This is a genomic window from Acidiphilium sp. MT5, assembly GCF_054767495.1.
In genome coordinates, this window is record NZ_BAABMR010000004.1 from 164,276 (window position 1) to 185,619 (window position 21,344).

Below are 21,344 nucleotides of genomic sequence, written 5' to 3' on the forward strand. Positions count from 1 at the left end.
AACAGCTCCCCAAACGAGGTTTCCTATGTCGATCACCCTGAACAACCGGCGTCGTGACGCCGGGGCCGCCATCACCAACGCCGTCGCCGCGCAGGACGAAGCGATTGCCGCGGCGTTTCGCGAAAACGCGCGTCAGGCTGCCAGCCTGTTCGAGCGTGGCCGCCATTTGCTTGCGCAGTTCCGCACCCGGCGCAGCGTGGCGCTGGAATTGAGCCAGTTGAACGACCGCGAATTGGCCGATATCGGCCTGACCCGCGCCGATATTCCGGGCGTGGCCAGCGACGATTTCGCCCGCCGCCTGTAATCGCATCGGGTTTAGCGTTGCCGCCGATCCGGTTTGCGGAGCACCAGGGTGCTCCATGCGCCGGATCGAATGCGCGATTGCAAAACCAAGCCGTGGCGGCGATGGGCGGTGAGCACCCAGCGCTCTTGCACGGTGAGCAGGCCGGCCAGAATGGCGGTACCGCCAGGCGCCAAATGGGTGGCGAGCGTGCCGGCCATGGCAGCCAAGGGCCGCGCCAGAATATTCGCCAAAATCAAATCGAACGGCGCGGCGCGCTTCAGCGCACGGCTTTGCCAGCCATCGGCTTTGGTCACATTGAGCCAAGCGCCCACCCCGTTGCGGCGCGCATTTTCGCGCGCGACCCGCACAGATCGGGCATCAATGTCGGTGGCCAATAGGCGTTGATGCCAGAGCTTGGCGCAGGCGATGGCGAGCACACCCGAGCCGGTGCCCAAATCCAGCATATGCAAGGGCCGACGCTGGCGGTAGCGCTGCTCTAACGCGAGCAGGCAGCCACGGGTTGATTGATGCTCGCCAGAGCCAAAAGCCAACCCGGCATCCAGCGTGATGGTGAGGCGCCCAGGGGCTGGCGGCTCGCTGATATGGCTGCCACGGATGGCGAAGCGGGCGCCGATTTGTTGCTCGGGGAAGCCGGCATAAGAGCGGGCAAGCCAGCCACCGGCGGGGACTTGATCGCGCTCGATGAGGGCGGCGACGCCGGTGATCGCCTCGGCGATCAGCAGGCTATGATCGAGGCCGGTGAGCGTGCCTAGCTCGGCATAGCCTTCGATCACCCAGATATTGCGCGCTTCATCAAGTGTGAAGCTGACCGCTAGGCAATGCGCGGCGATGGCGGATTCGTAGGCTTCCAGCGCATCGGGCGGGACGGTTGCGACCACCCGATCCAGCAATTCCACGCGCGCGGTCATACCGGCTCCACGAAACGATCCAGCACGCGTTTTTCTCCTGCTTGGTCAAAGTCGATATCGAGCCGATCATCCTCAGCATCGCGGACGGTGCCATAGCCGAATTTTTGGTGGAATACCCGTGTGCCCACGGCAATGCGCGTGGCGCGCGCGGGGCGGGCGGGGGTTGACCATTCTTGCGGGCGCAGCGCGAGCACCGGGCGCGCCGTGTGAAAAACCGGCGCGGTGCCGCGCGCGCGTTCCAAAGCTGCCGATCCGGTGACCGCGACCACCTCGGCGGGCAATTCCTCGATGAAGCGCGAGGGAATACTGGTTTGCCAATTGGCAAAAATCCGCCGATTGGCACAATGGGAAATGATCGCCCGGTGGCGCGCGCGGGTGATGCCGACATAGGCCAAGCGCCGCTCTTCTTCGAGCGATTTGGTGCCGCCTTCATCGAGCGCGCGCTGGTTGGGAAACACGCCCTCCTCCCAGCCGGGCAGAAAAACCGTGTCGAATTCCAAGCCTTTGGCGGCGTGCAGCGTCATTAAGAACAGTTTGTCATCATCGGGCGCGTCATCATTATCCATGACCAGCGCGACGTGATCGAGGAAGCCTTCGATGGTCTCGAAATCGGCGAGAGCGCGGACGAGTTCTTTGAGATTTTCCAAACGCCCCGGTGCGTCCGGGGTTTTTTGCTCCTGCCACATGGCGGTGTAGCCGCTATCATCGAGCAGATGCGCAAGCGTGGTCACATGGCCATCACGCGGCAGGGCGCTGCGCCAGCGCTCAAAGCCGGCCAACAGCCCGCGCAGCCCTTCGCGCGCTTTGCCGCGCAGGGTTGATTCCGCATCGATCCGCTGGGCGGCGGCGAAGAGCGGCACCTGATCGGCGCGGGCCCGCTCATGCAGGGCGCGCAAGGCGGTGTCACCGAGGCCGCGCTTGGGCACGTTGATGATGCGCTCAAAGGCCAAATCATCGGTGGGGCGCACCAGCACCCGCAAATACGCGATCGCGTCGCGAATTTCGGCGCGCTCGTAAAAGCGCAGGCCGCCAATGATGCGGTAGGGCAGGCCGATGGTGATGAAGCGTTCTTCAAAGGCGCGGGTTTGAAAGCCGGCGCGCACCAAGACGGCGCATTCGGCGAGGCGGTGGCCGGATTGGCGGAGCGACTCAATACGCTGGGCGACGGCGCGGGATTCTTCATCGGAATCCCAGAAGGCTTGCACCTCGATATTTTCGCCGGTGGCATCGGCACGGCCTGGATACAGGGTTTTACCGAGACGACCCTCATTATGGGCGATCAAGCCGGATGCGGCAGCCAGAATCGGCGCGCTGGAGCGGTAATTCGCCTCAAGCCGGACGATTTTCGCGCCGGGAAAATCATGCTCGAAGCGGAGAATATTTTCGATTTCAGCGCCACGCCAGGAATAGATGCTTTGGTCATCATCACCGACGCAGCAAATATTTTTCTCGGCCTGGGCGAGCAGGCGCAGCCAATAATATTGCACCAAATTGGTGTCTTGATATTCATCGACCAAAATATAGCGAAAGCGGCGATGGTAATGGGCCAGAACCTCAGGATCACGCTTGAGCAAATCCATTGAGAGCAGCAAAAGATCGCCGAAATCCATGGCATTGAGGGCGCGCAGCCGGTCTTGATAGGCGCCATAGAGGATGCGCGCGGGGTGAATGCCGAAATCCTGGTCCTGATCGGCGGGGACATCGGCGGGCAGGAGGCCGCGATCCTTCCAGCGTTGGATCAGGCTCATCAGCACTTGCGGAGAAAATTGTTTCACATCGATCCGGTGCGCTTCCATTACTTGTTTCAGGGTGCGGAGTTGATCGTCCGGATCGAGGATGGAAAAATTCGCCGTGCGATCGACCCGCTCGGCGTAGCGGCGCAGCATGCGGGCCGCGAGCGCGTGGAACGTGCCGAGCCAGAGCCCTTCGGCCGGCTGATCGAGCAGAGCGGCGACACGTTCGCGCATTTCGCGGGCGGCTTTGTTGGTGAAAGTGACGGCGAGAATTTGGTTCGGGAAGGCACGGCGGGAGAGCAGAATATGGGCAAAGCGCGTGGTCAGCACGCGGGTTTTGCCGGTGCCAGCACCTGCCAGCACCAGCACCGGGCCATCGATGGTCTCGACAGCCTCACGCTGGGCTGGATTGAGGCGGGCGAGATAATCGCTCACGCGCGCGGCTTCACGCCGAGGATGCGGGCGATGGCATAGGTCAGATCGGCGCGGTTGAGCGTGTAGAAATGAAATTCGGTAACGCCATTGGCTTGCAGCAAGCGAACCTGTTCGGCGGCGATGCTGGCAGCGACCAATTGCCTGGTGTCAGGCTCGTCATCGAGCCCCTCGAACATATCGGCCATCCAGGCGGGAACGCTGGTGCCGCCCATGGCACCGATGCGCTGGGCTTGGGCGAAATTGGAGACCGGCATGATGCCGGGGATGATCGGCGCGGTGATGCCGGCGGCGCGGGCGCGGTTGAGGAAATCCAGATATTTATGGGTATCGAAAAACACCTGGGTAATCGCGTTGCTGGCCCCGGCATCGAGCTTGCGCTTGAGATTATCCAAATCATCGCCAGGGCTGGCCGCTTGCGGGTGGGTTTCCGGATAGGCCGCGACGGAAATTTCGAAATCGCCGATGCGCTTGAGCCCGGCCACCAAATCAGCGGCGAAATGATAGCCCTGCGGGTGCGGCTGATAAGGCCCGCCGCCGGGAACATCGCCCCGGAGTGCGACGATATGGCGCACGCCGGCATCCCAATAGCGGCGCGCCACCGCATCGACCGCCGCGCGCGAGGCCCCGACACAGGTGAGGTGCGCTGCGGGGATCAGGCTGGTTTCCGCGAGCAGGCGAGTGATGGTGGCGTGGGTGCGCTCCTGGGTGGAGCCGCCTGCGCCATAGGTGACGGAGACAAAGCGCGGTTTGAGCGGCTCAAGCCTGCGAATGCAGGACCAGAGCTGCGTTTCCAAGGCTTCGGTTTTTGGGGGGAAAAACTCGAACGAGATAGCGGGCGGTGCGAACAGGCGGTGCGGGTGCATGAGGGATTCGTGGCAGGAACCGGCGGGCGATTCAAGGGTGCGGCGGGGCGATCACCCGATCCGGCAAGGTCCGATTGTCACGCGTTGATGATAACAGGCGGACATTCCAAACCGCGAGGGCTGTTGGGGGCCACATTTGCGGTCGAGTTTGGTTTGTTTGTCCATGGTTTGACGCGCGAGAACTCCGCCGATCAGGGATTGGCATTGCCACAATAGATTGATAATGAACGATTAAGTGTGACGGCGAGAAATTATAAGCAATAATCGGGCCAAATTTCGGTTTGGTCTGGCGTTGGGGCAAAAATTTAGTATAGTGATCGCATGTCGATCGGACCGCGCCTTGATGTCAGGCAGTCACAGAGCCTGGTGATGACGCCGCAATTGCGGCAGGCGATCCAATTGCTGCAATTCACCAATGTCGAAGCGGCGCAGTTTTTGGAAGAAGAGATGCTGCGCAATCCGCTGCTGGTGCGCGAGGGGGCGGGCGCGGTTGGCGAGGTGGCGAGCGGGGTTGATCGGGATGGCGGGGCACTGGCGCCCGATGCGGAGGCGGTTTTGGTGCCGCCCGTGCCACTCGATACCGATTTTTCCAATGTTTATGATCCGGGATTGGGTTCCGATCAGGCTGGGGGGCAAAACCGGTTTGATGATGGGGAGGAGGACGCGACGGGCTGGATTGCGGAGCGTCCAGCGAGTTTGCGCGAGCATGTTGAGCAGCAGGCGCGGCTGACCTTTCACGATGCGCCGACATGGCGGATCGCGCGGGCGCTGATTGCCGCCTTGGAGCCGAGTGGTTGGCTGGCCGAGCCGCCGGAGGCGATTGCGGCGAGTTTAGGTGTGGCGCTGGAGACGCTGGAGGCGGTGCGGCACAAAATGCTGCGGTTTGACCCTACCGGGGTGTTCGCGCGCGATTTGGCCGAGTGCTTGGCGGTGCAGCTAATGGAGCAAAACCGGTTTGATCCGGCGATGGCGGCGCTGATCGGGCGTTTGGATGTGTTGGCGCGGCGCGATTATCGGGCGTTGTTGGCGATTTGCGGGGTGGATGAGGCGGATTTGCGCGATATGATCGCCGAAATAAGGCGCTTGGACCCCAAGCCGGGGGCGCGGTTCGAATCGGAGCCAATGCGGGCTTTGATCCCAGATGTGATCATCCGGCTGGGGCCGGATGGCACCTATAGTGCGGAATTGAACCCGGAGACGATGCCACGCGTGCTGATCCGGCGCGGTTTTCATGCGCGGATGGCGGTGGGGGCGGCGCGTGAGACCAAGCAATTTTTGAACGAGAATTTGCAGGCGGCGAGTTTTCTGGTGCGGGCGCTGGGGGCGCGGGCGCAGACGATTTTGCGGGTGGCGACCACGATTGTGCAATTGCAGGAGGGGTTTTTTCGCGCCGGCATCGCGCAGTTACGGCCTTTGACCTTACGTGATATTGCCGAGGCGTTGGAGCTGCATGAAAGCACGATCAGCCGGGTAACGGCCAATAAATCGATGGCGACGCCGCGCGGAATTTTTGAGATGAAGTTCTTTTTCACCGCGGCACTGGGCGGCGTGGATGGCGAGAATCACAGCGCCTCATCGGTTCGCCATCGGATTGCGGCGCTGATTGAGGGTGAGCCGGCAGGGGCCGTTTTGTCTGACGAGGCGTTGGCCAAAATATTACAAAAGGAAGGCATAGACATTGCCCGCCGAACTGTGGCCAAATACCGCGAGGCGATGCGCATCCCTGGTTCGGCGCAGCGCCGACGGGATAAAGGATTGATGGGGTAGCCCAAATTCATTGATCCGTTCGAGATTCGAACCGGCACCAATCGCTTCGCAAAGGATAGTCGCGATGCAACTTACAGTCTCCGGCAAGCAAGTTGACCTCTCGGACGCGCTGCGCGTGCATGTTTCGCGTCAGCTCGAGACCATTACCGGCAAATATTTTGACCATGCGCTCGAAGCGCATGTGACGTTTAGCCGGGCGCGCAGTTTTTTCACCTGCGATATTAATGTCCATGCCGCGCGCGGGCTGATTTTACGCGGCGAGGGCGAGGCGGGAGACGCGCATGCGGCGTTCGATGATGCGGCGGAGCATATTGCCAAGCGACTGCGACGCTATCGGCGACGGGTGAATGAGCATGCGCGTGAGGTGACGGGGAAGGCGCAGCCGGAAATGGCGCGGCAATTTGTGTTGCGCGAAGTCTATGATCGCGAGGATGGCAGTGAGGAACTGGCTGAGCCGAAAATCAACGGCGCTGCGCCGGAAGTGGGGCCGCATGCGGCAGTGATTGCCGAGCTGCAAACCGAGGTGGAGACGCTGAGCGTGAGCGAGGCGGTGATGCGGATGGATTTGACCGATCAGCCGGTTTTGCTGTTTCGCAATGCGGGCAACCAAGCGCTGAACGTGGTGTATCGCCGCAGCGACCGGCATATCGGCTGGATTGATACCAAGAACGCCTGAGCGGAACATGGCCTGATTGGGAAGCGCGCCGAGAGGGTGGTGCGGGCGGTCGGAATCGAACCGACACTCTGTCACCAGAACCGGATTTTGAGTCCGGCGCGTCTACCAGTTCCACCACGCCCGCAGCGTTACCTTATCAATCAGCGACGCAACGCGCTTTTGCACGGTTGGCGGCGATTGATCAAGAGTGCGGCGCTGGTTTGGCGGTTGGTGCCTGCAAAGGCGTTGCCGTAAGCGTTGGCGTCGAAGCAGGCGTGGGCGCTATGGTGGGCATCGCGGCGGGTTGCTGGCTGGTGGCGATTTGGGCTGCCATGTTTTGGAACTGGGTGATCAGTGCCTGGGCGTCTGCCGGGGACATGTCTTGGGTGAGCACCGCTTGTGCCTGGTTCAGATTGCCGCCGATGGCCAAGGCGGCGGCGTAATCCTGGCGGATACGCGGCGTTGCGTTCGGCGCCATAGCGAGCGGGCCGAGAATCGCTTGGGCTTTTTGCGGCTCACCACCGAGCGCGAGCGAGAAGCCGTAATTGACTTTGGCGGCGCGCATGGTCGGGTCGATCGCGAGGGCTTGCCTGAAGGCTTGGTTGGCTTGAGGGATTTCGCCAATTTCGTCATTAGCGATGCCAAGATCATTGAAGGCTTTCGCGTCCTGCGGATTATCCTGGGTAGCGGCGGTGAAGGCGGCAACCGCCCCTTTGGGATTGCTGTTCATCAGGCAGCGACCGAGGCCAATTTCAGCGCCAGCGGCGTGCGGGTTAACGCTCAAGGCGGTGTTGTAGGCGGGGATGGCTTTTTGGCAGATATGCATTTCGTAATAGGCATCGCCCTGATCGACCAGCGCATCGACATTGCGGGGATGATCTTTCAGCACCGCGTTGGTGACGTTGAGGGCCATTTGCGGATCACCCCCGGCCAGGGCGGTGGTGGCGACGTTGAGGGTGCTGGCGCCGATTTTGATTTGTTCGGGCGGCTTTCCAGCGCAGCCGGCGAGAAAGGATAGGCTCAGGAGCAGGATGGCGCTGGTGCGGCAGCTTTGGGTCATCGATGATTGTCTCCGATCGGCGGCGCGAGGATATTCGCTTGATGGCACGTCCTCTGAAACCAGCGCGCCGTCAATGGTGCGTGCTCTAATGGCCGCCGAAATGCTTCAAATCGTTCATCACATTATGTGCTGCGGGGCCTGCGATCACCGCAAACAGGCTGGGCAGGATGAACAAAATCATCGGCACGGTGAGCTTAACCGGCAGGCTCGCGGCCTTTTCTTCGAAGCGCACCAGGGCCAGTTGCCGCAATTCAGCCGAAAGATTGCGCAGGGCCGCGGTGAGTGGCGTGCCGTAGCTCAGCGCTTGGATCAACGTGCCACAGAGCCGCTTGAACGCCTCGATCCCGGTGCGATCGCGCAGATTGGTGAGGGCAGTCTCAACAGTAGCGCCGATTTGCAGTTCGCGCACGGTGAGCAGAAGCTCCTGCGAGAATTCGGCGTGCAGCGTGCGCATTTCATCGGCCACACGCTGCAGCGCTGATTGCAGGCCCAGGCCAGAATCCACGCAGATAACCAGCATATCCAGCCCGTCTGCGGCGCCGCCTTCGACTTTGCGAAGATAGCTTTGCCGAATTCGTTGCAGAACCATTTCTGGTGCGAGCATGCCGATGATCAGCGAAACGGCGGCCGCGACGAAAACATAAATCGGTCGCTTGCCCAGCGCGAAGCCGATCGCGAGCGTTATCAAGGGCAGGATCAGCGTCAGCAAAACCTTGGTGCCGAGGAATAGACCGAACGCTGAGCGGCTGCGCATGCCAGCACTCTCCAGCATGTGCTGGAGTTCGGTCACGGTTTTTTTCGACAGCATTCCGCGATTAACAACTGCCAATCCGATTGCGCTGATTTTGTCAGTCAGCGCGGCACCGCTGGCGCGCTGACGCAATTGCGGTGCCCCGCCGGTATCGATGGCAATCGAAATCCGCCGGCTCAGCACTTCACGCTGATTGACATCGCGCATCAACGCCAAAGCACTCGCAATGATTACGAGAAGCAGGCCGATAATGATCATAATCGTCACGGAAATAGTCATGGGCTAGCGAACCGAATTTAATGTGCCACGGATCATCCATCGCATCACCGCCTGACCGAGAACCAGCAAAATCAGCGCGATTGCGAGAGATCGGTGGCCGTAATCGGTGAAGAACAGTTTTTTCGCGTAAGACGGGCTGAGGAACAACAAACCGACGGTCGCGAGAACCGGCAGCAATGTGAGCACGGTTGCGCTGGTGCGCGCCTCAGATGTCAATGCGAAACCGCGCTGGCGGATTGCCACACGGCGACGGATGACGGAGGATAAGGTTTCGAGCGTGGTCGCGATGCTGCCACCGGATTTCGCCTGGAGCCCGATGGCGGCTGCGAAAAATCCGTATTCGGCGATTTTATTGTCATCCGCGATTTGGCGAATGGCTTCGTCCATGGGCACACCGACCGCCAGGAGGTCCGCGAGGCGGGCAAACTCGGTTCGCGTTGGCTCATGCGTGTCGCGCACCACCACCCGCAACGCCTCGACCACCGGAATGCCGACCCGGACCGAGCGCACCACCGCATCAATCGTATCAGGGAATTGTTCGAATAATTTGCCGCGACGCGACTGATTCATCACACCAAATATGGTTCGGCACATCAGCCAAAACATGATCGGACCGCCGATAAAGGTGAGAATCAAGCGGTGGCCAAACAGGATGATGGAAAAATAGATGACGATGACCGTGACGATTAACAGCAAAATCAGGGTCAACAGCCAGTTTAATTGGTAATACCGGCTTTGATAGGGATCGATTTGCAGGAATTTGTCGCCGAGATCGCGGAAATACTTGGTTTTATCGACCTTGCGTTGCAATGAAACGTCATCGGCATCAATGACGTTCGCATTTTCGGTAATATCGGTCGCGGCCCGAATGCGGCCTTGGAAATGGTGATCGTGATCGAACTGCTTAACCGACCACCGCCCGGCAACCAGGATGAGCAGCACCAGCGGGATCATCAATCCCAAGAAAATTTCGGCGTGGTGGCTCATCCAGCGGCTTCTTCAAGCGCCGCGTGCCAAAGCCGATCAAGCCGGTAATAGCTGAGCTTATCGAGAAAGGCCGAGCGAACCGGCATGACTTTATAGGCGCCGAACAGCTTACCGTCAGTTGTTTCGCCTTGCACTTCATATTTGAAGATGGTGTTCAGCAAGGGTGTTTCGTCTTCGGCACCGGCAATTTCGGCCAGTTGCACCAGACGGCGGCTGCCATCGCGCTGACGTTCAACCTGGATGATCATGTGGACGGCGGAAACGATTTGCGCGCGCACGGCGCGCAAGGTCAGGCCGACATTGGCCATTTGCACCATGTTTTCGATACGCGCGATGGCGTCACGCGGGGTATTGGCGTGGACCGTGGACATCGAACCATCATGGCCGGTGTTCATGGCCTGAAGCATGTCGAACGCTTCTGGTCCGCGCGTTTCACCAACGATGATCCGATCCGGGCGCATACGCAACGCGTTGCGGACCAGATCGCGCTGGTTGATTTCGCCCTTACCTTCAAGGCTGGGCGGGCGTGTTTCAAGGCGCACCACATGGGGCTGCAGCAATTGCAGCTCGGCGGCATCTTCGATTGTGACAACACGTTCCGTCGCATCGATAAACCGGCTCATCGCGTTCAGCATCGTGGTCTTGCCAGACCCGGTGCCCCCTGAAATGATGATATTCAGTCGGCAACGAGCGGCAATTTGCAGGATTTTGGCGATCGGCTCGCTCATCGCGCCATATTTGACCAGATCTGAGAGTTCGATCGAGCGTTTGGCAAATTTACGAATCGACATACTCGCCCCGTCAATGGCGAGCGGCGGCAGCACGATATTGACGCGCGAGCCATCTTTTAAGCGCGCATCGACCATCGGGCTGGATTCATCGACGCGCCGACCGACCGAGGCTGCGATGCGCTGACAGATATTGGTGAGATGCGCCGAATCGCGGAACCGAACGGTAGTGAGCGAGAGTTGGCCTTTGCGTTCCACGAACACCCGGTTGGGCCCATTGACCATGATGTCGTTGATCGACTCATCATCCAATAACGGTTGCAGCGGACCAAGCCCGGTCATGTCATCGACCAGTTCGGAGGCCAGTTGCGTTTGTTCGCGTGCGTTGAGCTGAATGCGGTTTTCGGTGGCGAGATCCGCGATTAGTTTTTCAATTTCAGGGCGCAGACGCTGCGAGGACAGCAAAGCGACCGCAGCGGCATCCATGCGGGCAAGACAAAGGGTGCGCAATTCGGCAATTTCGGCGCGGGCATCTTCATCCGCCTTGCGCGGCGCTGAAAACGCGGCCTGGGCCTCGGCGAAACCGCGGGCCGAACCAACCGGGGCTGTCTGTTCAACCTCGGGCTGGGCCTCTTGGATCGGGCGGGGCGAGCCTGGTTGCGCGCCGGGCGCGACGGGATTGACCGGCACACTGCCCGGCGCGCGGCGCCCGAAGCGCGGCGTGAGGATATCGCCGCTCATGTTGCAGGACTCGTCGAGCGGCCAAGCAGCCGCAGGCCAGGCAAGGCGAAGCGCGGACGGGCCGGTTGGCTGATATCGGCCCGGCTGACGCCCGACAGACCAACTTCATGCGACAGATCCAGAATGGCTTGGCGAAACGGCTTGAATTTCTCAATCGCCGGTTTGCCCATATTACCATGCTGGGTGAATTGCGGACCGAATTCCTGAATAGTAATATCAACGGTGATGCCGGCTTCAGCCTCAATTCGCTGCGGGGTAAGCCCGACTTTCGGGTCGAACCGGTTGAGCACCATGGTCGGCCGCTGGGTCTGGAACGGGCCATTGGGTATTGAGACCACCCGCATCGCATCGCGCAGACCAGACAGGCTTGGGTCAAACACCACGACCCGGTGATGCGCGAGATCGAGCATGTCAAAATGGTTGAACAGCGCGACGGGCGGGATATCGATGATTACGAAATTATAGCGAAGCCGCAGCGTTTCAATCAGCCGTTGCGCGGCGCCGGGCGCAGGTTCGGTGCGCACGCCAAACTTTTCCTCGCTGGCCAATAAATGCAGGCGCGCGGACACCGCTTGGGCCGAACGCTCGATAAACAGACTATCAATACGATCCGGCCGTTCGAGCGCCATTTTGAGGCCAGAGCCGACGGTGGTGCCCAGCATCATCGCCGCTGCAGCGCCACGATGCAGATCCGCCTCGATAAATACGGTATGGCGATTGGACGAAACACCAAATTGCCACGCAAGATTGGCCGCAATGGTGGTGGCACCGACGCCGCCGCGCGCGCCGACCACTGCGATCACCCGACCACCGCGATCCGCCTCGACCGGGGCCGCCTGACGCGAGATTAGCGGGCCAAAATAACGCCCGACCATTTCACGCGAGATTGGCTTGAAAATATATTCGGCGACACCGAGCCCGCGCGTCACTTGCCGGTAAAAATCGACATCGACCGCGTCGCCAATCACCAACACCTGAATACCCGGCTCAACAACATCGGCGAGCTGTGACAAAGCCTGCATCGGCGCGGGAACATCGGAAATATCGACGATCAGCACATCTGGCGATTCGGTTTGCGCCATGACTTCGGTGGCGGTGCGCACATCGCCACGCCGCAAATCGACCGACTCGCTCGAATAGGCGCTGAGAGCATCGCGCAGCACAGCGATCGATTGCGCATCATTTGCAAAGCCGATCACAGACGCTCGTTTACGCCGTCCGAGCGGTTGCTCCGCGATCATTGGACCAGATGCTGCATTGATAGCCATCGTTATGTTCCCCTTCAAGGCAACTTATAGCATAGCCTAACCAAACCAGTATCCATCATTTTAAGCGCCATGTCTTGCTTTTTGTTAACACATTGACCGAAAACAATTAATAGCCCGCGCCGCCGCCGCCAGCCGCACCGCCACCACCCATCCCGCCGCCAGCACCACCACCGGCACCACCACCGGCACCGCCGCCTGCACCACCAGCAGCAGCACCGCCTCCAGCAGCAGCACCACCGGCGCCACCGGTACCACTGAAGCCTGAGTCTTTCTCGACTCCCGAGATCGCGCCACTGGCAATCGAGCCGGTGAGGACTGGGCTGCTTTGGCCGTGGATCATGTCTGACGGATTTTGCAGCTCAACCGCGATATTGTGGTTGATGGCGTTATTTTCATGCCAAGTGCCCGTGCGTTGATACGGATCAAACTGCGAGCAGCCCGCCAAGGCCAGGGTCGTGCCTAACAAGGCCGGGACGACCAGCACCAAGCGAAACGGGACGGAAAATTTCATCTTGGATTTCATCGCACCATGAACCCTGCTTGACCGGGAATCGTCGCGTGAACAGCCGTCGAACCGTTATTTTGCAAGAGCAAGAAGCGTTGCAATTGGTTCGGATTGCGAAACCCGTCATTCGGCGTCGCGAGTTCTCCCGGATTATTCACCGGCTTGACAACGTAAGGCGTGACCAGAATGACCAATTCTTCCTGCTGGCGACTGTAATTATCAGCACGGAACGCGCCGCCGATCACCGGAACTTGGCCAAGTCCGGGCACTGATGTGTCGGTTTGGTTGCTAGTATTATAAAGCAAGCCAGCAATCGCGAAGGTTTGCCCACTCCCCAACACAACCGTGGTCGAAGCGGACTGCTCGATAAGCGAGGGAACGACCAATGACTCGCCCGCGACCGCGATCTGAAATGCATTTTGGGTGCTGGGCGAGCTGACCGTTGGATTAACCGTGAGCGCAATGCTGCCATTATTCAAAACCACCGGTTTGAACGATAGCTGCACCCCGTAATTTTGATATTGCACGGAGATTTGGCCGTTTTGCCCCGGAACAGGCACCGGGAACGAGCCACCATCGATAAAGCTTGCGGTTTGACCGGACAGCGCTGTCAGCGTTGGTTCGGCCAGGATGTGGGCCAAGTTATCGGTGTTTAGCGCATTCAATACGGCATCGATCGGCACCGTGCTGGACGGAAATGCCAGATTATAGGCGCCTGCGGTTTGCGCCGCACCTGCCGTTGAACTGATCAGATTGCCGACCGTCGAGAAACCAAACAGAAACTTGCCAATTGCAACACCGCTTCCCAGGCTCTGCCAGTTAATACCGAGCTGCTGGGTGATGGTGCGTGACATTGAGGCGATCCGCACCTTTACCATCACCTGTTGCGGCTCTGAGACAGTAGTAAGGTTCAGCACCTTGCCTTTTTTGCCCGCTACCAATTGGGCATGCTTCATAATCTCATAGTCTTCCGCAGGGGTGTTCACGTTACCGGACACGACCACGCCAGCTTTTTCAGTGGTGATATGCACGTCGCTGTTCGGTGCTTCCTGGCGAGCCGCCGACTTGATCCGAACCGCCGGATAGGGCGACGGCGTAACGCTGACCTGATAATGAGCGACCAGATTACCGTGAGCATCCGTCGCCACCATGGTGGTTAGCCCGGCGGATTTACCAAAAATGAACAGCTTGTTTGGGCTTGCCGGGCGTACCGCGATGATTTTAGGATCAGCGACGAAGACATTGGCCACCGAGGCCGGAACCGTGATCAGACGACCATTGCCGGTGGTGAGACCGATACCGCCAATCACTGGATGCGGTGGTTTGACGTTCTTTTGATGCAGGGTGGCACCAGAACCCGCGTCATCCGGCGCAACGTAGTTCGGCGAGAGCGATGCTGATGAGCCACCCGCTGAGCCACTTGGCAAGCCGCCCGGCGCGGACGCCGAGGCGGGACCGGACGCCGACGGGGAAGCTGGCGGCAACAAAGGTTGCGGCCGTGACGCGGCGAGATGCACGGGTGGGGCGCTGGGGGCGAGCGGCGCAATCGGCATTTTGTTGACGGGGATAACCCCATCCACAGAATCCGAATTTGGGGCAATGGGTTGAACATATTGGGCAATTTGCGGCTTCGCATATTGCGCCATCACGATATGGGCTGGGGCCGAGAGCGGCTCGTTGGCAATCGGGGCGCCATTTGCCGCCTGGATCGCGCCACCGGGTGGCGGCGGCGCCGACACGCTCACCGAGAGGGTTTCGGGAGGTGCGATCGCAAGCACCAGAGCCAGGGCGCTCACCGAGCGCAGGAGTGTTATCGGGCGCATCAGAATTTGAAATCCTGGCCGTTAGAACTACCCTCGAACACTTTCATGGTGGTCACCCTGTTTTGATTTGGATTGGTATCGTTGAGTGCCGGCGAAACAGCATTGGCCCAGATAGGCTCGACAGGTTGCGATCCGGTTAATTTTTTCCCGGGCTCGGCGGAGTGGACCAGCAGCGAGAGAGGCCCCAGCTTTTCAGCGATTGCAAGATGCTCGGCTTGAACTGACGACACTTCGAGAGTCACCGTGGTGGCCTGCACATTTTGTTGCCCTGGGGCCGTTTGAACGCCGCCTTGCACAATACGCTGGCCGGTGGCGATCACTTGGACATCCGACAGCACAATCTCCGCCGCCAGTTGATGACCCGCCGGCAGTTGCGGCGCGTTGAGCGACTGGGTGAGAATAACATCGACATGATCACCGGGCCAAATCAGCCCGGCGGAATCACTGATAGCGTCAACACCGATCGTGATGGCGCGCATGCCCGGCTTCAAAACAGCAGCGAGAAACCCGTGATCGCCAGGGCGGATGACGTTGCTGACGTCGATCGGCGAACCGGGGGCAATGGTGTGGCGGACCATGGCGCCGATTAGCGAGGCACGGCCTTGCGGGGTATCGAGAATAGCGTCTTTCGGTAAAGTGTTTTTGACGACCGGTTGCGCGCCGATCTCACCCGGTTGGATCAGGGTGCCCGCTGGCAATGCCGCCGCAGCGACCAAAACGCGCATGGTCGGCTGGGCCGCAGCGACGGGTTTGGGGTGCGGGCGCAGCAGATCAACCCCCAGGAGCAACAAGGCGATAACCGCGAGCCCCATGACGCCGAGGACAATGTAGCGATAAACCATTTTACACTCCGACGCGGTTAAGCATGGGCTCGGCAAGAATCAAAAAGCCGCCGGCGGCAATGGCCATGGCGTATGGCAACGGGCCCCGATGCGAAATACGCCACGCCTCGGCACGCAAGACCCGGATGGGCAAGGAACCCTGGCGAACACCAACAAAGGACGGTTGCGGAATGATCATACGCAATCCCAGGTAGACGATTGCGAGCAATCCGCCAAGTACGAAAACGCTGAGAATAAAGCCAATTTGGTCGGGAAGGGTGGGCGGCAGCACCAAAGCCAGGGCCGTCCAGAGTTTGACATCGCCACCGCCGACCACGCCCAGCAACCAGAGCGGGAGAAGGCACACAAAACTTGCCAAGGCGATAGCAAAACCAACCAACATATTGTGTTCAATCGCGCGGATGCCGGCGCCGAGGAATAAAATGATCACCGAAACGGCGTTTGGCACGGTGCGCGCGGCAAAATCATGCAAGGCCGCATAAATAAGCAGGCCGATGACGATCAGGGTCAACATATCGACCAGGAAGGATGCCGTTAGCAACGTCGCCACCAATTAAAGCTCCCAGACAGGCTATGGCGTTTACACGCCAAGAGTTTTCAGATCACTGACTTATCACAGTTTTTTGTGAGAGTCGCGATTTTTTTTGATGATCTCGCGCAGATGCCGTGCGGATAATTCCAGGACTTATGGATGGTTGTGCGGCGAAAGCTTGCCGTCATGTTGGTTGTGAGGGGTCGGCTAGACAAACCTCATGGTGCACGGGCTAAACGCCCGCAGCTAAAATCGTAACGTCGTGGTGATATAAATTTTAACTTGCACAGAATGCTCGATCCGCGAAAAACGTTTCCCTTGCCCGAAGAACCGAGCAAGGGAAAAGGTCCTAAAAATTAACCGGCGGCTGCACCACCGCCAGCAGCAGTGCTCAGCTGGGTATTAACCGAGCTAAATACGCCTTTCAGGCTGGTGCCAACAGCAGACAGAATACCGATGATGGCAACGGCGATCAGGGCGGCGATGAGGCCGTATTCGATCGCGGTGACGCCGCGTTTATCGTTCCAAAGTTTGGTCAACATGTCGATTCCTTTCGAGGATAGAGAGTGATTTTAGTCAGGCCACGCACGCCGAGCGACTGAGTTAGCAAACCGCGACCGCCCGCAAAAATTTAGCCATCCGAATATCGCTTAGCGTATCAAGATTGCTAAACTTTCATGAACCATCAACTGTTCATACAGATTAATATACATGATCCTGAACAAACGTCAATGTTTGATTGAATTGATATCGCGAAAATTTATAAATTAAAATTTTCTTCAAAAAATGAGGATTGCTCACAGAGGGGTCAAATCTGAAAATATGACCGCGCTATACGTTGATCTCCAAACCCGGAAAATCGCGGGCAGATCAGGACCCTGCAGAGAACCCACTATTTACGTGGGAAAAAATCGTGTTGAGCTGGCCACCGACCGCGAAAAGAACGCCGACGATGGGAATGGCGATCAATAAGGCAATCAGCGCATACTCAATCGCCGTCACGCCACGATCCGTTCGTCGCAGAAATTTTCCTGCGCACTGGCTCAACTGGGGGATGTAACCGAGAAAGTTATACATGAATTTCGTGTAATGGTTTCAGAGCGATTTGGCAAGAAGAATCATCCGGCCTTTTTGGGTGCCGTTACCTGATAAAGACGAAATCCTTGACGATTGGTGCGGCCAATCTGGCGCAACCAAGGGGGCGGACGATGTTGGGCGAGGCGCGGCCACAACGCATCCTCCGGGGTTGGTTTGCCGAGATAGTTCAGGCTCGACGTGTTACAAAACAACACAAATTTTGCGCCGGTGCGGCGAAAAGCGGGAGGCGGCACCGACCCGACCGGTGTGCGCCACGCGGTTCGAGCGCACAAATAAGCGCCAATGCCGTGCTGATAGAGTGACCCGACCGTAAGGATATGGGTTCGATAGAGAAGCTGCGGCACGTAATTGACGCTGGTAAGCACAATTTTGCCAGCGGCAGGTGCCAATAACCGAGCAATGCCAACCGTTGAGCATGTCGCCTGATGTGTTGTGTGGCGTTTCGGGTGGGCCAGCGCGTGCGCGACGCCGGGCATATACGGACCTAAAATAAACAGAGCGAAAATGCCGACGCGCGCCACCGCGACCTGAACGGGACGGTTCGCGAGGTGCCGGGTAACGTCAGTCAACATAATCGGCACCAAGGCCGCGGCGAAACCAGCCGGTATTTGCTGGAAAATGAGAAAGCGGGCGGTCAGCGCGACGGACAATATGATCGCGACACTCAGCATCAGCCATGCTGCGGACGCCAGCAGCACCGCGCGTTGGCGCCAAGCGCCAAAAATGGCGTAACACGCCGCCAAGGCACCGGGGCCGAGAATTTTACCCATATTGACATAACCCGTCACCGGCTGAACTTCGCTCATATGACCAAAGAATAATTTCATGTCGCGGGCGGGAATCAAGCCAAAAGGCCCCAGAGCGACCCGGGGGAACAGCGCCAGCCAGCCCGCCAAGCAGAGAGCCGCACCGATCATGCCCAGAGCGGCACGAAGCTGCGGCGAATATGTCTGGCGATCAAGCCACGCGAACCATCCGAGCGCGAGGGCAGTTGCGCCGGCCAGGACGACATAGATAATTGAGATCCGATCGGTTTCCGCGATCAGCGGGCCTCCATGCGGCGGGTCGATCAAGGTGGCGAGCGTGGTGGTTACAAAAAAACCAACGCCGCACCATGCGAGGCCCGCACCGATTGGGCGCGACAACCAAACCAAGCCGAGCGTGCCATAGCCAAGCATGATAAATGGCATGGTTTCGGGCATGATCCAGATTGCGAAACCGCCAGAAATACCGGCATAGAGCATGGGCCGGACCGCACCTTCACGCGCGCGCAGGCACCAGCCGAGGGTAAAGGCAATGCTGGCAAGCAGGATGATATGATAATGCACTTCTCCGAATGCCTCGAAGCCGCGAATGCCGGGGAGCAACACAGCGACAACCGGGGCGGCCCACAGGAATTGGCGCTCGGCAACCGGCGCGACCGCAAAGGCCAGGCTGGCACCCAGGGCGCCGGCGAACAGCGGCTGCGTGGCCACGCCACCGAGATACAGCGCCCGATGCCAGCCCAAAAAAGGCGCCAGCGGGGCCGACAGGGCAAGAATGAAGGCATCGACCAAGCGCGACCATTCGACGATCAGCGGTCTGCCGGAATCATCGCGATAGACCAGGTTCGACAAATAACCACGACGAATTCCCTGCTCGATGCGCAGCAAGCGCATATAGCTATCGGTATCGACCAGACGATCGTGAAACACCTGCAAAATAGTGTTCGGGCTCGCAGCGATAGCCAGGAGAGCCGTGGCGCAGAAAATGAAAAAATAAAAACGCCGATTGGTCATGCCGCGAATTTGCACAAGGGTCGCGCGAAGGCAACCGGCCAATGCTGAGCCAGAAACGCGCAGCGGCGCTGATCATCGCGATGGTGATCGGGTTGACGCCCGAAGCCCTCATCGCCCGCTCTATCTTCTATGGTCATGGCACGCCGACGCTGATGCATTCTATAATGGCGCGAGATTTCGGCGATTTCTGGTCGGCGGGACATCTGGCCTGGGCTGGAAAATTGCAGATCATTTTTCATCCGGCCCAGTTTCAGCATTGGCTGCACCATCGATTCCCCTTTGTGCGCGGGATACGTATGTGGAGCTATCCGCCGAGCATGATCCCGCTGGTGCTGCCGGCCGCATTGTTTGGGCCGACCGCCGGTTTCATTGTGTGGACAATTCTGGGGTTAATCGCCCTCGCGGCGGCGCTCGCGTTGTTGGTGCCACGGCAGGATTTTGGCCCGGCTTGGTTGCTGGCCTGCGTGCTGCCGGTGCTGTGGGATAATATTTTGGTTGGGCAGAACGCCGCTTTTACTGGCGCCTTGCTGATTGCCGGATTTGCGTGGCTGGACCGGCGACCAGGATGGGCGGGGCTTGCGTTCGGATTACTGACGATCAAACCGCAGCTTGGGCTGCTGGTGCCTCTGGCCATCATGGCGGCGGCACGGTGGCGGGCGGTGGGTGTGGCGGCCATCGTCGCACTCGGATTGATCGGGCTCAGCGCCTTGGCATTTCCAGGGTCTTGGGGGATGTTTTTTGCGCATGTCGCGCCGGTCATGCAGCACCGACTCTTGCGTGCCTATCAGCCCACGCCGGGGCAAGCTTACATGTCGAGCGCGTTTATCGCCGCGCGGGGGGTGGGATTTCCTACTTGGGCTGCTTGGGGCGTGCAGTGCTTGGTCACGGGAACCGCAGCGATGGCCATGGTCAAACTATGGCGGCGGCGCGATATAGACGCCGCCGCACGGTTGCCACGGATTATGGCATCGATCGCTTTATGTTTAGCCGCGACGCCCTACACGTTGGACTATGACGCGGTAGGCGGCGGGCTGGCCTTGGTGGCGCTGATCGTGACCCAGGGGCAATCGCTCCGGCGCGATCGTTTCGAGATCGCCCTGCTGGCCATCGCGACGCCGGGCTGGAGTTTGATGTTGGCCCTGGCGTTTCGCGTGCCGGTTTTCGCTTGGATACCCTGGTTTATTCTCGGCTGTTGGGAAGCGTTTTCGCCCGCGCCCATTCATCGTGCTCCGGCGATCAGCACCGGGCGAGCGCGATAGGCGGCGAGGCTCATGCCACCGGCAGGCGCTTGGATCACGCGCAAAGGCGGTGCCGCGAACTGAAAGCTGCCCGCGCCGAAACCGCGCGGCACCGCAATAGCGCCGGGTTTGGGTTTTGGTTTGATCGGGCGGATCGGCCCAGTGGGTTTGGCTGCTGCCAACATGAGTTTCGGGGATGCGGCGACGGGGAATTCTGAACCGGCATGATGCCGCCAGACCGCAGCGACCTTTTGGTAATAGGGGTCACCGAGGCTGGGATTGAGTGAGTGATACCCGCCAATGGCGGCGTCCCAATGACCCAGATCCGTATGGAGCGTCAGGAGAAAATGCGCGCCGTACAGCGCATTGCTCAGCGGATCGAACGCGTCATGCAAGGTGGCGAATGCGTGCGGATGGGCCGCAAGGTCGATTTGCAGGCATCCTACATCAATCGCCTGTATGCCTTGCGCGCGGAGCTGACGGACCGCTTCAATCGCTTGGGATTCGGTGGCGTAAAAATGGCCCGCACCATTCGCATCGATCGTCCAGGGCCAAGGCGCGATTTGGCCGGTTGCAGGGTTACGGCGACCGGATTCGACCATCGCAATCGAACGCAACAGCCCGGCAGGGGTGCCGGTGATGGTTTGCGCTTGCTGGATCGCGGCGGCGCACGCCGCGAAAGGGTCAACACCGGGGGCAAGGCTGGTGCTTGTGCGCGGTTGGGGTTGTCGCGCGACATTCGATGCGGCGGTGGGCGGCTTGTTGGGCGGCTTGGCGAATGGCTTGAGGGGAAGCGGCGGGGCGGACGCCCACGAAAATTGGGGGAACAGGGCGTTGGGCAGCACTATTCCGCCCGCCCAAGCGTGAGGCGCTATCAGGCTGGCCAGGAGGAAAACGCCATAATAAGGGGCTGTGCGGAGCAATCGGGCGACCATGACCCGGATTATTGCTGGGGAAAATTAATTTGAAGTTGAGAAAATGATGGGATTTTCGTGCAATGCTGCGCTGCAAAATTTATCTTGCACTGCACAATAGAATTCGCTATTTAG

The 21,344-nt window shown here is 59.5% G+C and carries 20 protein-coding genes and 1 tRNA gene; 4 read left to right on the forward strand and 17 right to left on the reverse strand.

The window, feature by feature from the left end:
• Positions 1-25: 25 nt before the first annotated feature.
• Complete coding sequence (locus tag ACYUCQ_RS06260) at positions 26-304, forward strand: DUF1127 domain-containing protein (RefSeq protein ID WP_460253654.1); 279 nt, start codon at positions 26-28, stop codon at positions 302-304.
• Positions 305-315: 11 nt separating this feature from the next.
• On the opposite strand, the gene ACYUCQ_RS06265 is transcribed toward ACYUCQ_RS06260, so the two are convergent.
• From ACYUCQ_RS06265 to metF, 3 genes are read right to left on the reverse strand one after another with little or no spacing between them, the layout of a single operon-like run.
• Positions 316-1,212: a 50S ribosomal protein L11 methyltransferase gene (locus tag ACYUCQ_RS06265; protein ID WP_460253655.1), complete on the reverse strand. Its 897-nt coding sequence runs from the start codon at positions 1,210-1,212 to the stop codon at positions 316-318.
• Entirely contained in the window at positions 1,209-3,380 is a 2,172-nt protein-coding gene (locus ACYUCQ_RS06270; RefSeq protein WP_460253656.1) for an ATP-dependent helicase, read from the reverse strand. Before ACYUCQ_RS06270 ends, ACYUCQ_RS06265 begins: the two co-directional genes overlap by 4 nt.
• Entirely contained in the window at positions 3,377-4,243 is an 867-nt protein-coding gene (metF, locus tag ACYUCQ_RS06275) for a methylenetetrahydrofolate reductase [NAD(P)H] (RefSeq protein ID WP_460253657.1), read from the reverse strand. The genes ACYUCQ_RS06270 and metF overlap by 4 nt, the downstream gene beginning before the upstream one ends.
• A gap of 321 nt (positions 4,244-4,564) precedes the next feature.
• Here metF and rpoN point away from each other — a divergent pair, with 321 nt between their 5' ends.
• Both rpoN and hpf read left to right on the forward strand, forming a co-directional pair.
• Positions 4,565-6,010 (forward strand): RNA polymerase factor sigma-54, encoded by a 1,446-nt coding sequence (rpoN, locus tag ACYUCQ_RS06280; protein WP_460253658.1) that lies wholly within the window; start codon positions 4,565-4,567, stop codon positions 6,008-6,010.
• A gap of 64 nt (positions 6,011-6,074) precedes the next feature.
• Positions 6,075-6,686, forward strand: coding sequence for a ribosome hibernation-promoting factor, HPF/YfiA family (gene hpf / locus ACYUCQ_RS06285; RefSeq protein ID WP_460253659.1), 612 nt, complete (start codon positions 6,075-6,077; stop codon positions 6,684-6,686).
• Between the two features lie 37 nt (positions 6,687-6,723).
• Here the strand turns inward: hpf and ACYUCQ_RS06290 are convergent.
• From ACYUCQ_RS06290 to ACYUCQ_RS06350, 13 genes are all read right to left on the reverse strand, one after another.
• A tRNA-Leu gene (locus ACYUCQ_RS06290) sits at positions 6,724-6,810 on the reverse strand.
• A 57-nt stretch (positions 6,811-6,867) separates the two neighbouring features.
• Positions 6,868-7,725 (reverse strand): tetratricopeptide repeat protein, encoded by an 858-nt coding sequence (locus tag ACYUCQ_RS06295; RefSeq protein ID WP_460253660.1) that lies wholly within the window; start codon positions 7,723-7,725, stop codon positions 6,868-6,870.
• A gap of 85 nt (positions 7,726-7,810) precedes the next feature.
• Positions 7,811-8,755, reverse strand: a complete 945-nt coding sequence (locus ACYUCQ_RS06300; RefSeq protein ID WP_460253661.1) for a type II secretion system F family protein — start codon at positions 8,753-8,755, stop codon at positions 7,811-7,813.
• 3 nt (positions 8,756-8,758) lie between these two features.
• The gene (locus ACYUCQ_RS06305) at positions 8,759-9,742 is read right to left on the reverse strand and encodes a type II secretion system F family protein (protein WP_460253662.1); all 984 of its coding nucleotides are present in this window, start codon (positions 9,740-9,742) and stop codon (positions 8,759-8,761) included.
• Entirely contained in the window at positions 9,739-11,211 is a 1,473-nt protein-coding gene (locus ACYUCQ_RS06310; RefSeq protein ID WP_460253663.1) for a CpaF family protein, read from the reverse strand. Before ACYUCQ_RS06310 ends, ACYUCQ_RS06305 begins: the two co-directional genes overlap by 4 nt.
• Entirely contained in the window at positions 11,208-12,410 is a 1,203-nt protein-coding gene (locus ACYUCQ_RS06315; RefSeq protein ID WP_460253664.1) for an AAA family ATPase, read from the reverse strand. Before ACYUCQ_RS06315 ends, ACYUCQ_RS06310 begins: the two co-directional genes overlap by 4 nt.
• Positions 12,411-12,585: 175 nt before the next feature.
• Positions 12,586-12,990: a hypothetical protein gene (locus ACYUCQ_RS06320; RefSeq protein ID WP_460253665.1), complete on the reverse strand. Its 405-nt coding sequence runs from the start codon at positions 12,988-12,990 to the stop codon at positions 12,586-12,588.
• Positions 12,991-12,998: 8 nt separating this feature from the next.
• Positions 12,999-14,294, reverse strand: a complete 1,296-nt coding sequence (locus ACYUCQ_RS06325; RefSeq protein ID WP_460253666.1) for a type II and III secretion system protein family protein — start codon at positions 14,292-14,294, stop codon at positions 12,999-13,001.
• Between the two features lie 512 nt (positions 14,295-14,806).
• Positions 14,807-15,649, reverse strand: a complete 843-nt coding sequence (gene cpaB, locus ACYUCQ_RS06330) for a Flp pilus assembly protein CpaB (RefSeq protein ID WP_460253667.1) — start codon at positions 15,647-15,649, stop codon at positions 14,807-14,809.
• 1 nt (position 15,650) lies between these two features.
• Positions 15,651-16,199 (reverse strand): A24 family peptidase, encoded by a 549-nt coding sequence (locus ACYUCQ_RS06335; RefSeq protein WP_460253668.1) that lies wholly within the window; start codon positions 16,197-16,199, stop codon positions 15,651-15,653.
• Positions 16,200-16,537: 338 nt separating this feature from the next.
• The gene (locus tag ACYUCQ_RS06340; protein ID WP_460253669.1) at positions 16,538-16,723 is read right to left on the reverse strand and encodes a Flp family type IVb pilin; all 186 of its coding nucleotides are present in this window, start codon (positions 16,721-16,723) and stop codon (positions 16,538-16,540) included.
• Between the two features lie 328 nt (positions 16,724-17,051).
• On the reverse strand, positions 17,052-17,258 hold the full coding sequence (locus tag ACYUCQ_RS06345) for a Flp family type IVb pilin (RefSeq protein ID WP_460253670.1): 207 nt from the start codon (positions 17,256-17,258) through the stop codon (positions 17,052-17,054).
• A gap of 41 nt (positions 17,259-17,299) precedes the next feature.
• On the reverse strand, positions 17,300-19,057 hold the full coding sequence (locus tag ACYUCQ_RS06350) for a hypothetical protein (protein WP_460253671.1): 1,758 nt from the start codon (positions 19,055-19,057) through the stop codon (positions 17,300-17,302).
• Positions 19,058-19,098: 41 nt separating this feature from the next.
• On the opposite strand from ACYUCQ_RS06350, the gene ACYUCQ_RS06355 reads away from it, so the two are divergent.
• Entirely contained in the window at positions 19,099-20,316 is a 1,218-nt protein-coding gene (locus ACYUCQ_RS06355) for a glycosyltransferase family 87 protein (protein ID WP_460253672.1), read from the forward strand.
• Here ACYUCQ_RS06355 and ACYUCQ_RS06360 read toward each other — a convergent pair.
• Positions 20,277-21,230 carry a lysozyme family protein gene (locus ACYUCQ_RS06360; RefSeq protein ID WP_460253673.1) on the reverse strand — a complete coding sequence of 318 codons (954 nt, stop codon included), beginning with the start codon at positions 21,228-21,230 and terminating at the stop codon, positions 20,277-20,279. The genes ACYUCQ_RS06355 and ACYUCQ_RS06360 overlap by 40 nt on opposite strands.
• Positions 21,231-21,344: the final 114 nt, after the last annotated feature.

Excerpts from the sequence above, each read along its gene's own strand:
- ACYUCQ_RS06260 (WP_460253654.1), top strand. The coding sequence starts at position 26 with ATGTCGATCACCCTGAACAACCGGCGTCGTGACGCCGGGGCCGCCATC.
- ACYUCQ_RS06265 (WP_460253655.1), bottom strand. The coding sequence starts at position 1,212 with ATGACCGCGCGCGTGGAATTGCTGGATCGGGTGGTCGCAACCGTCCCG.
- metF (WP_460253657.1), bottom strand. The coding sequence starts at position 4,243 with ATGCACCCGCACCGCCTGTTCGCACCGCCCGCTATCTCGTTCGAGTTT.
- rpoN (WP_460253658.1), top strand. The coding sequence starts at position 4,565 with ATGTCGATCGGACCGCGCCTTGATGTCAGGCAGTCACAGAGCCTGGTG.
- hpf (WP_460253659.1), top strand. The coding sequence starts at position 6,075 with ATGCAACTTACAGTCTCCGGCAAGCAAGTTGACCTCTCGGACGCGCTG.
- ACYUCQ_RS06295 (WP_460253660.1), bottom strand. The coding sequence starts at position 7,725 with ATGACCCAAAGCTGCCGCACCAGCGCCATCCTGCTCCTGAGCCTATCC.
- ACYUCQ_RS06300 (WP_460253661.1), bottom strand. The coding sequence starts at position 8,755 with ATGACTATTTCCGTGACGATTATGATCATTATCGGCCTGCTTCTCGTA.
- ACYUCQ_RS06305 (WP_460253662.1), bottom strand. The coding sequence starts at position 9,742 with ATGAGCCACCACGCCGAAATTTTCTTGGGATTGATGATCCCGCTGGTG.
- ACYUCQ_RS06310 (WP_460253663.1), bottom strand. The coding sequence starts at position 11,211 with ATGAGCGGCGATATCCTCACGCCGCGCTTCGGGCGCCGCGCGCCGGGC.
- ACYUCQ_RS06320 (WP_460253665.1), bottom strand. The coding sequence starts at position 12,990 with ATGAAATTTTCCGTCCCGTTTCGCTTGGTGCTGGTCGTCCCGGCCTTG.
- cpaB (WP_460253667.1), bottom strand. The coding sequence starts at position 15,649 with ATGGTTTATCGCTACATTGTCCTCGGCGTCATGGGGCTCGCGGTTATC.
- ACYUCQ_RS06340 (WP_460253669.1), bottom strand. The coding sequence starts at position 16,723 with ATGTTGACCAAACTTTGGAACGATAAACGCGGCGTCACCGCGATCGAA.
- ACYUCQ_RS06345 (WP_460253670.1), bottom strand. The coding sequence starts at position 17,258 with ATGTATAACTTTCTCGGTTACATCCCCCAGTTGAGCCAGTGCGCAGGA.
- ACYUCQ_RS06350 (WP_460253671.1), bottom strand. The coding sequence starts at position 19,057 with ATGACCAATCGGCGTTTTTATTTTTTCATTTTCTGCGCCACGGCTCTC.
- ACYUCQ_RS06355 (WP_460253672.1), top strand. The coding sequence starts at position 19,099 with ATGCTGAGCCAGAAACGCGCAGCGGCGCTGATCATCGCGATGGTGATC.
- ACYUCQ_RS06360 (WP_460253673.1), bottom strand. The coding sequence starts at position 21,230 with ATGGTCGCCCGATTGCTCCGCACAGCCCCTTATTATGGCGTTTTCCTC.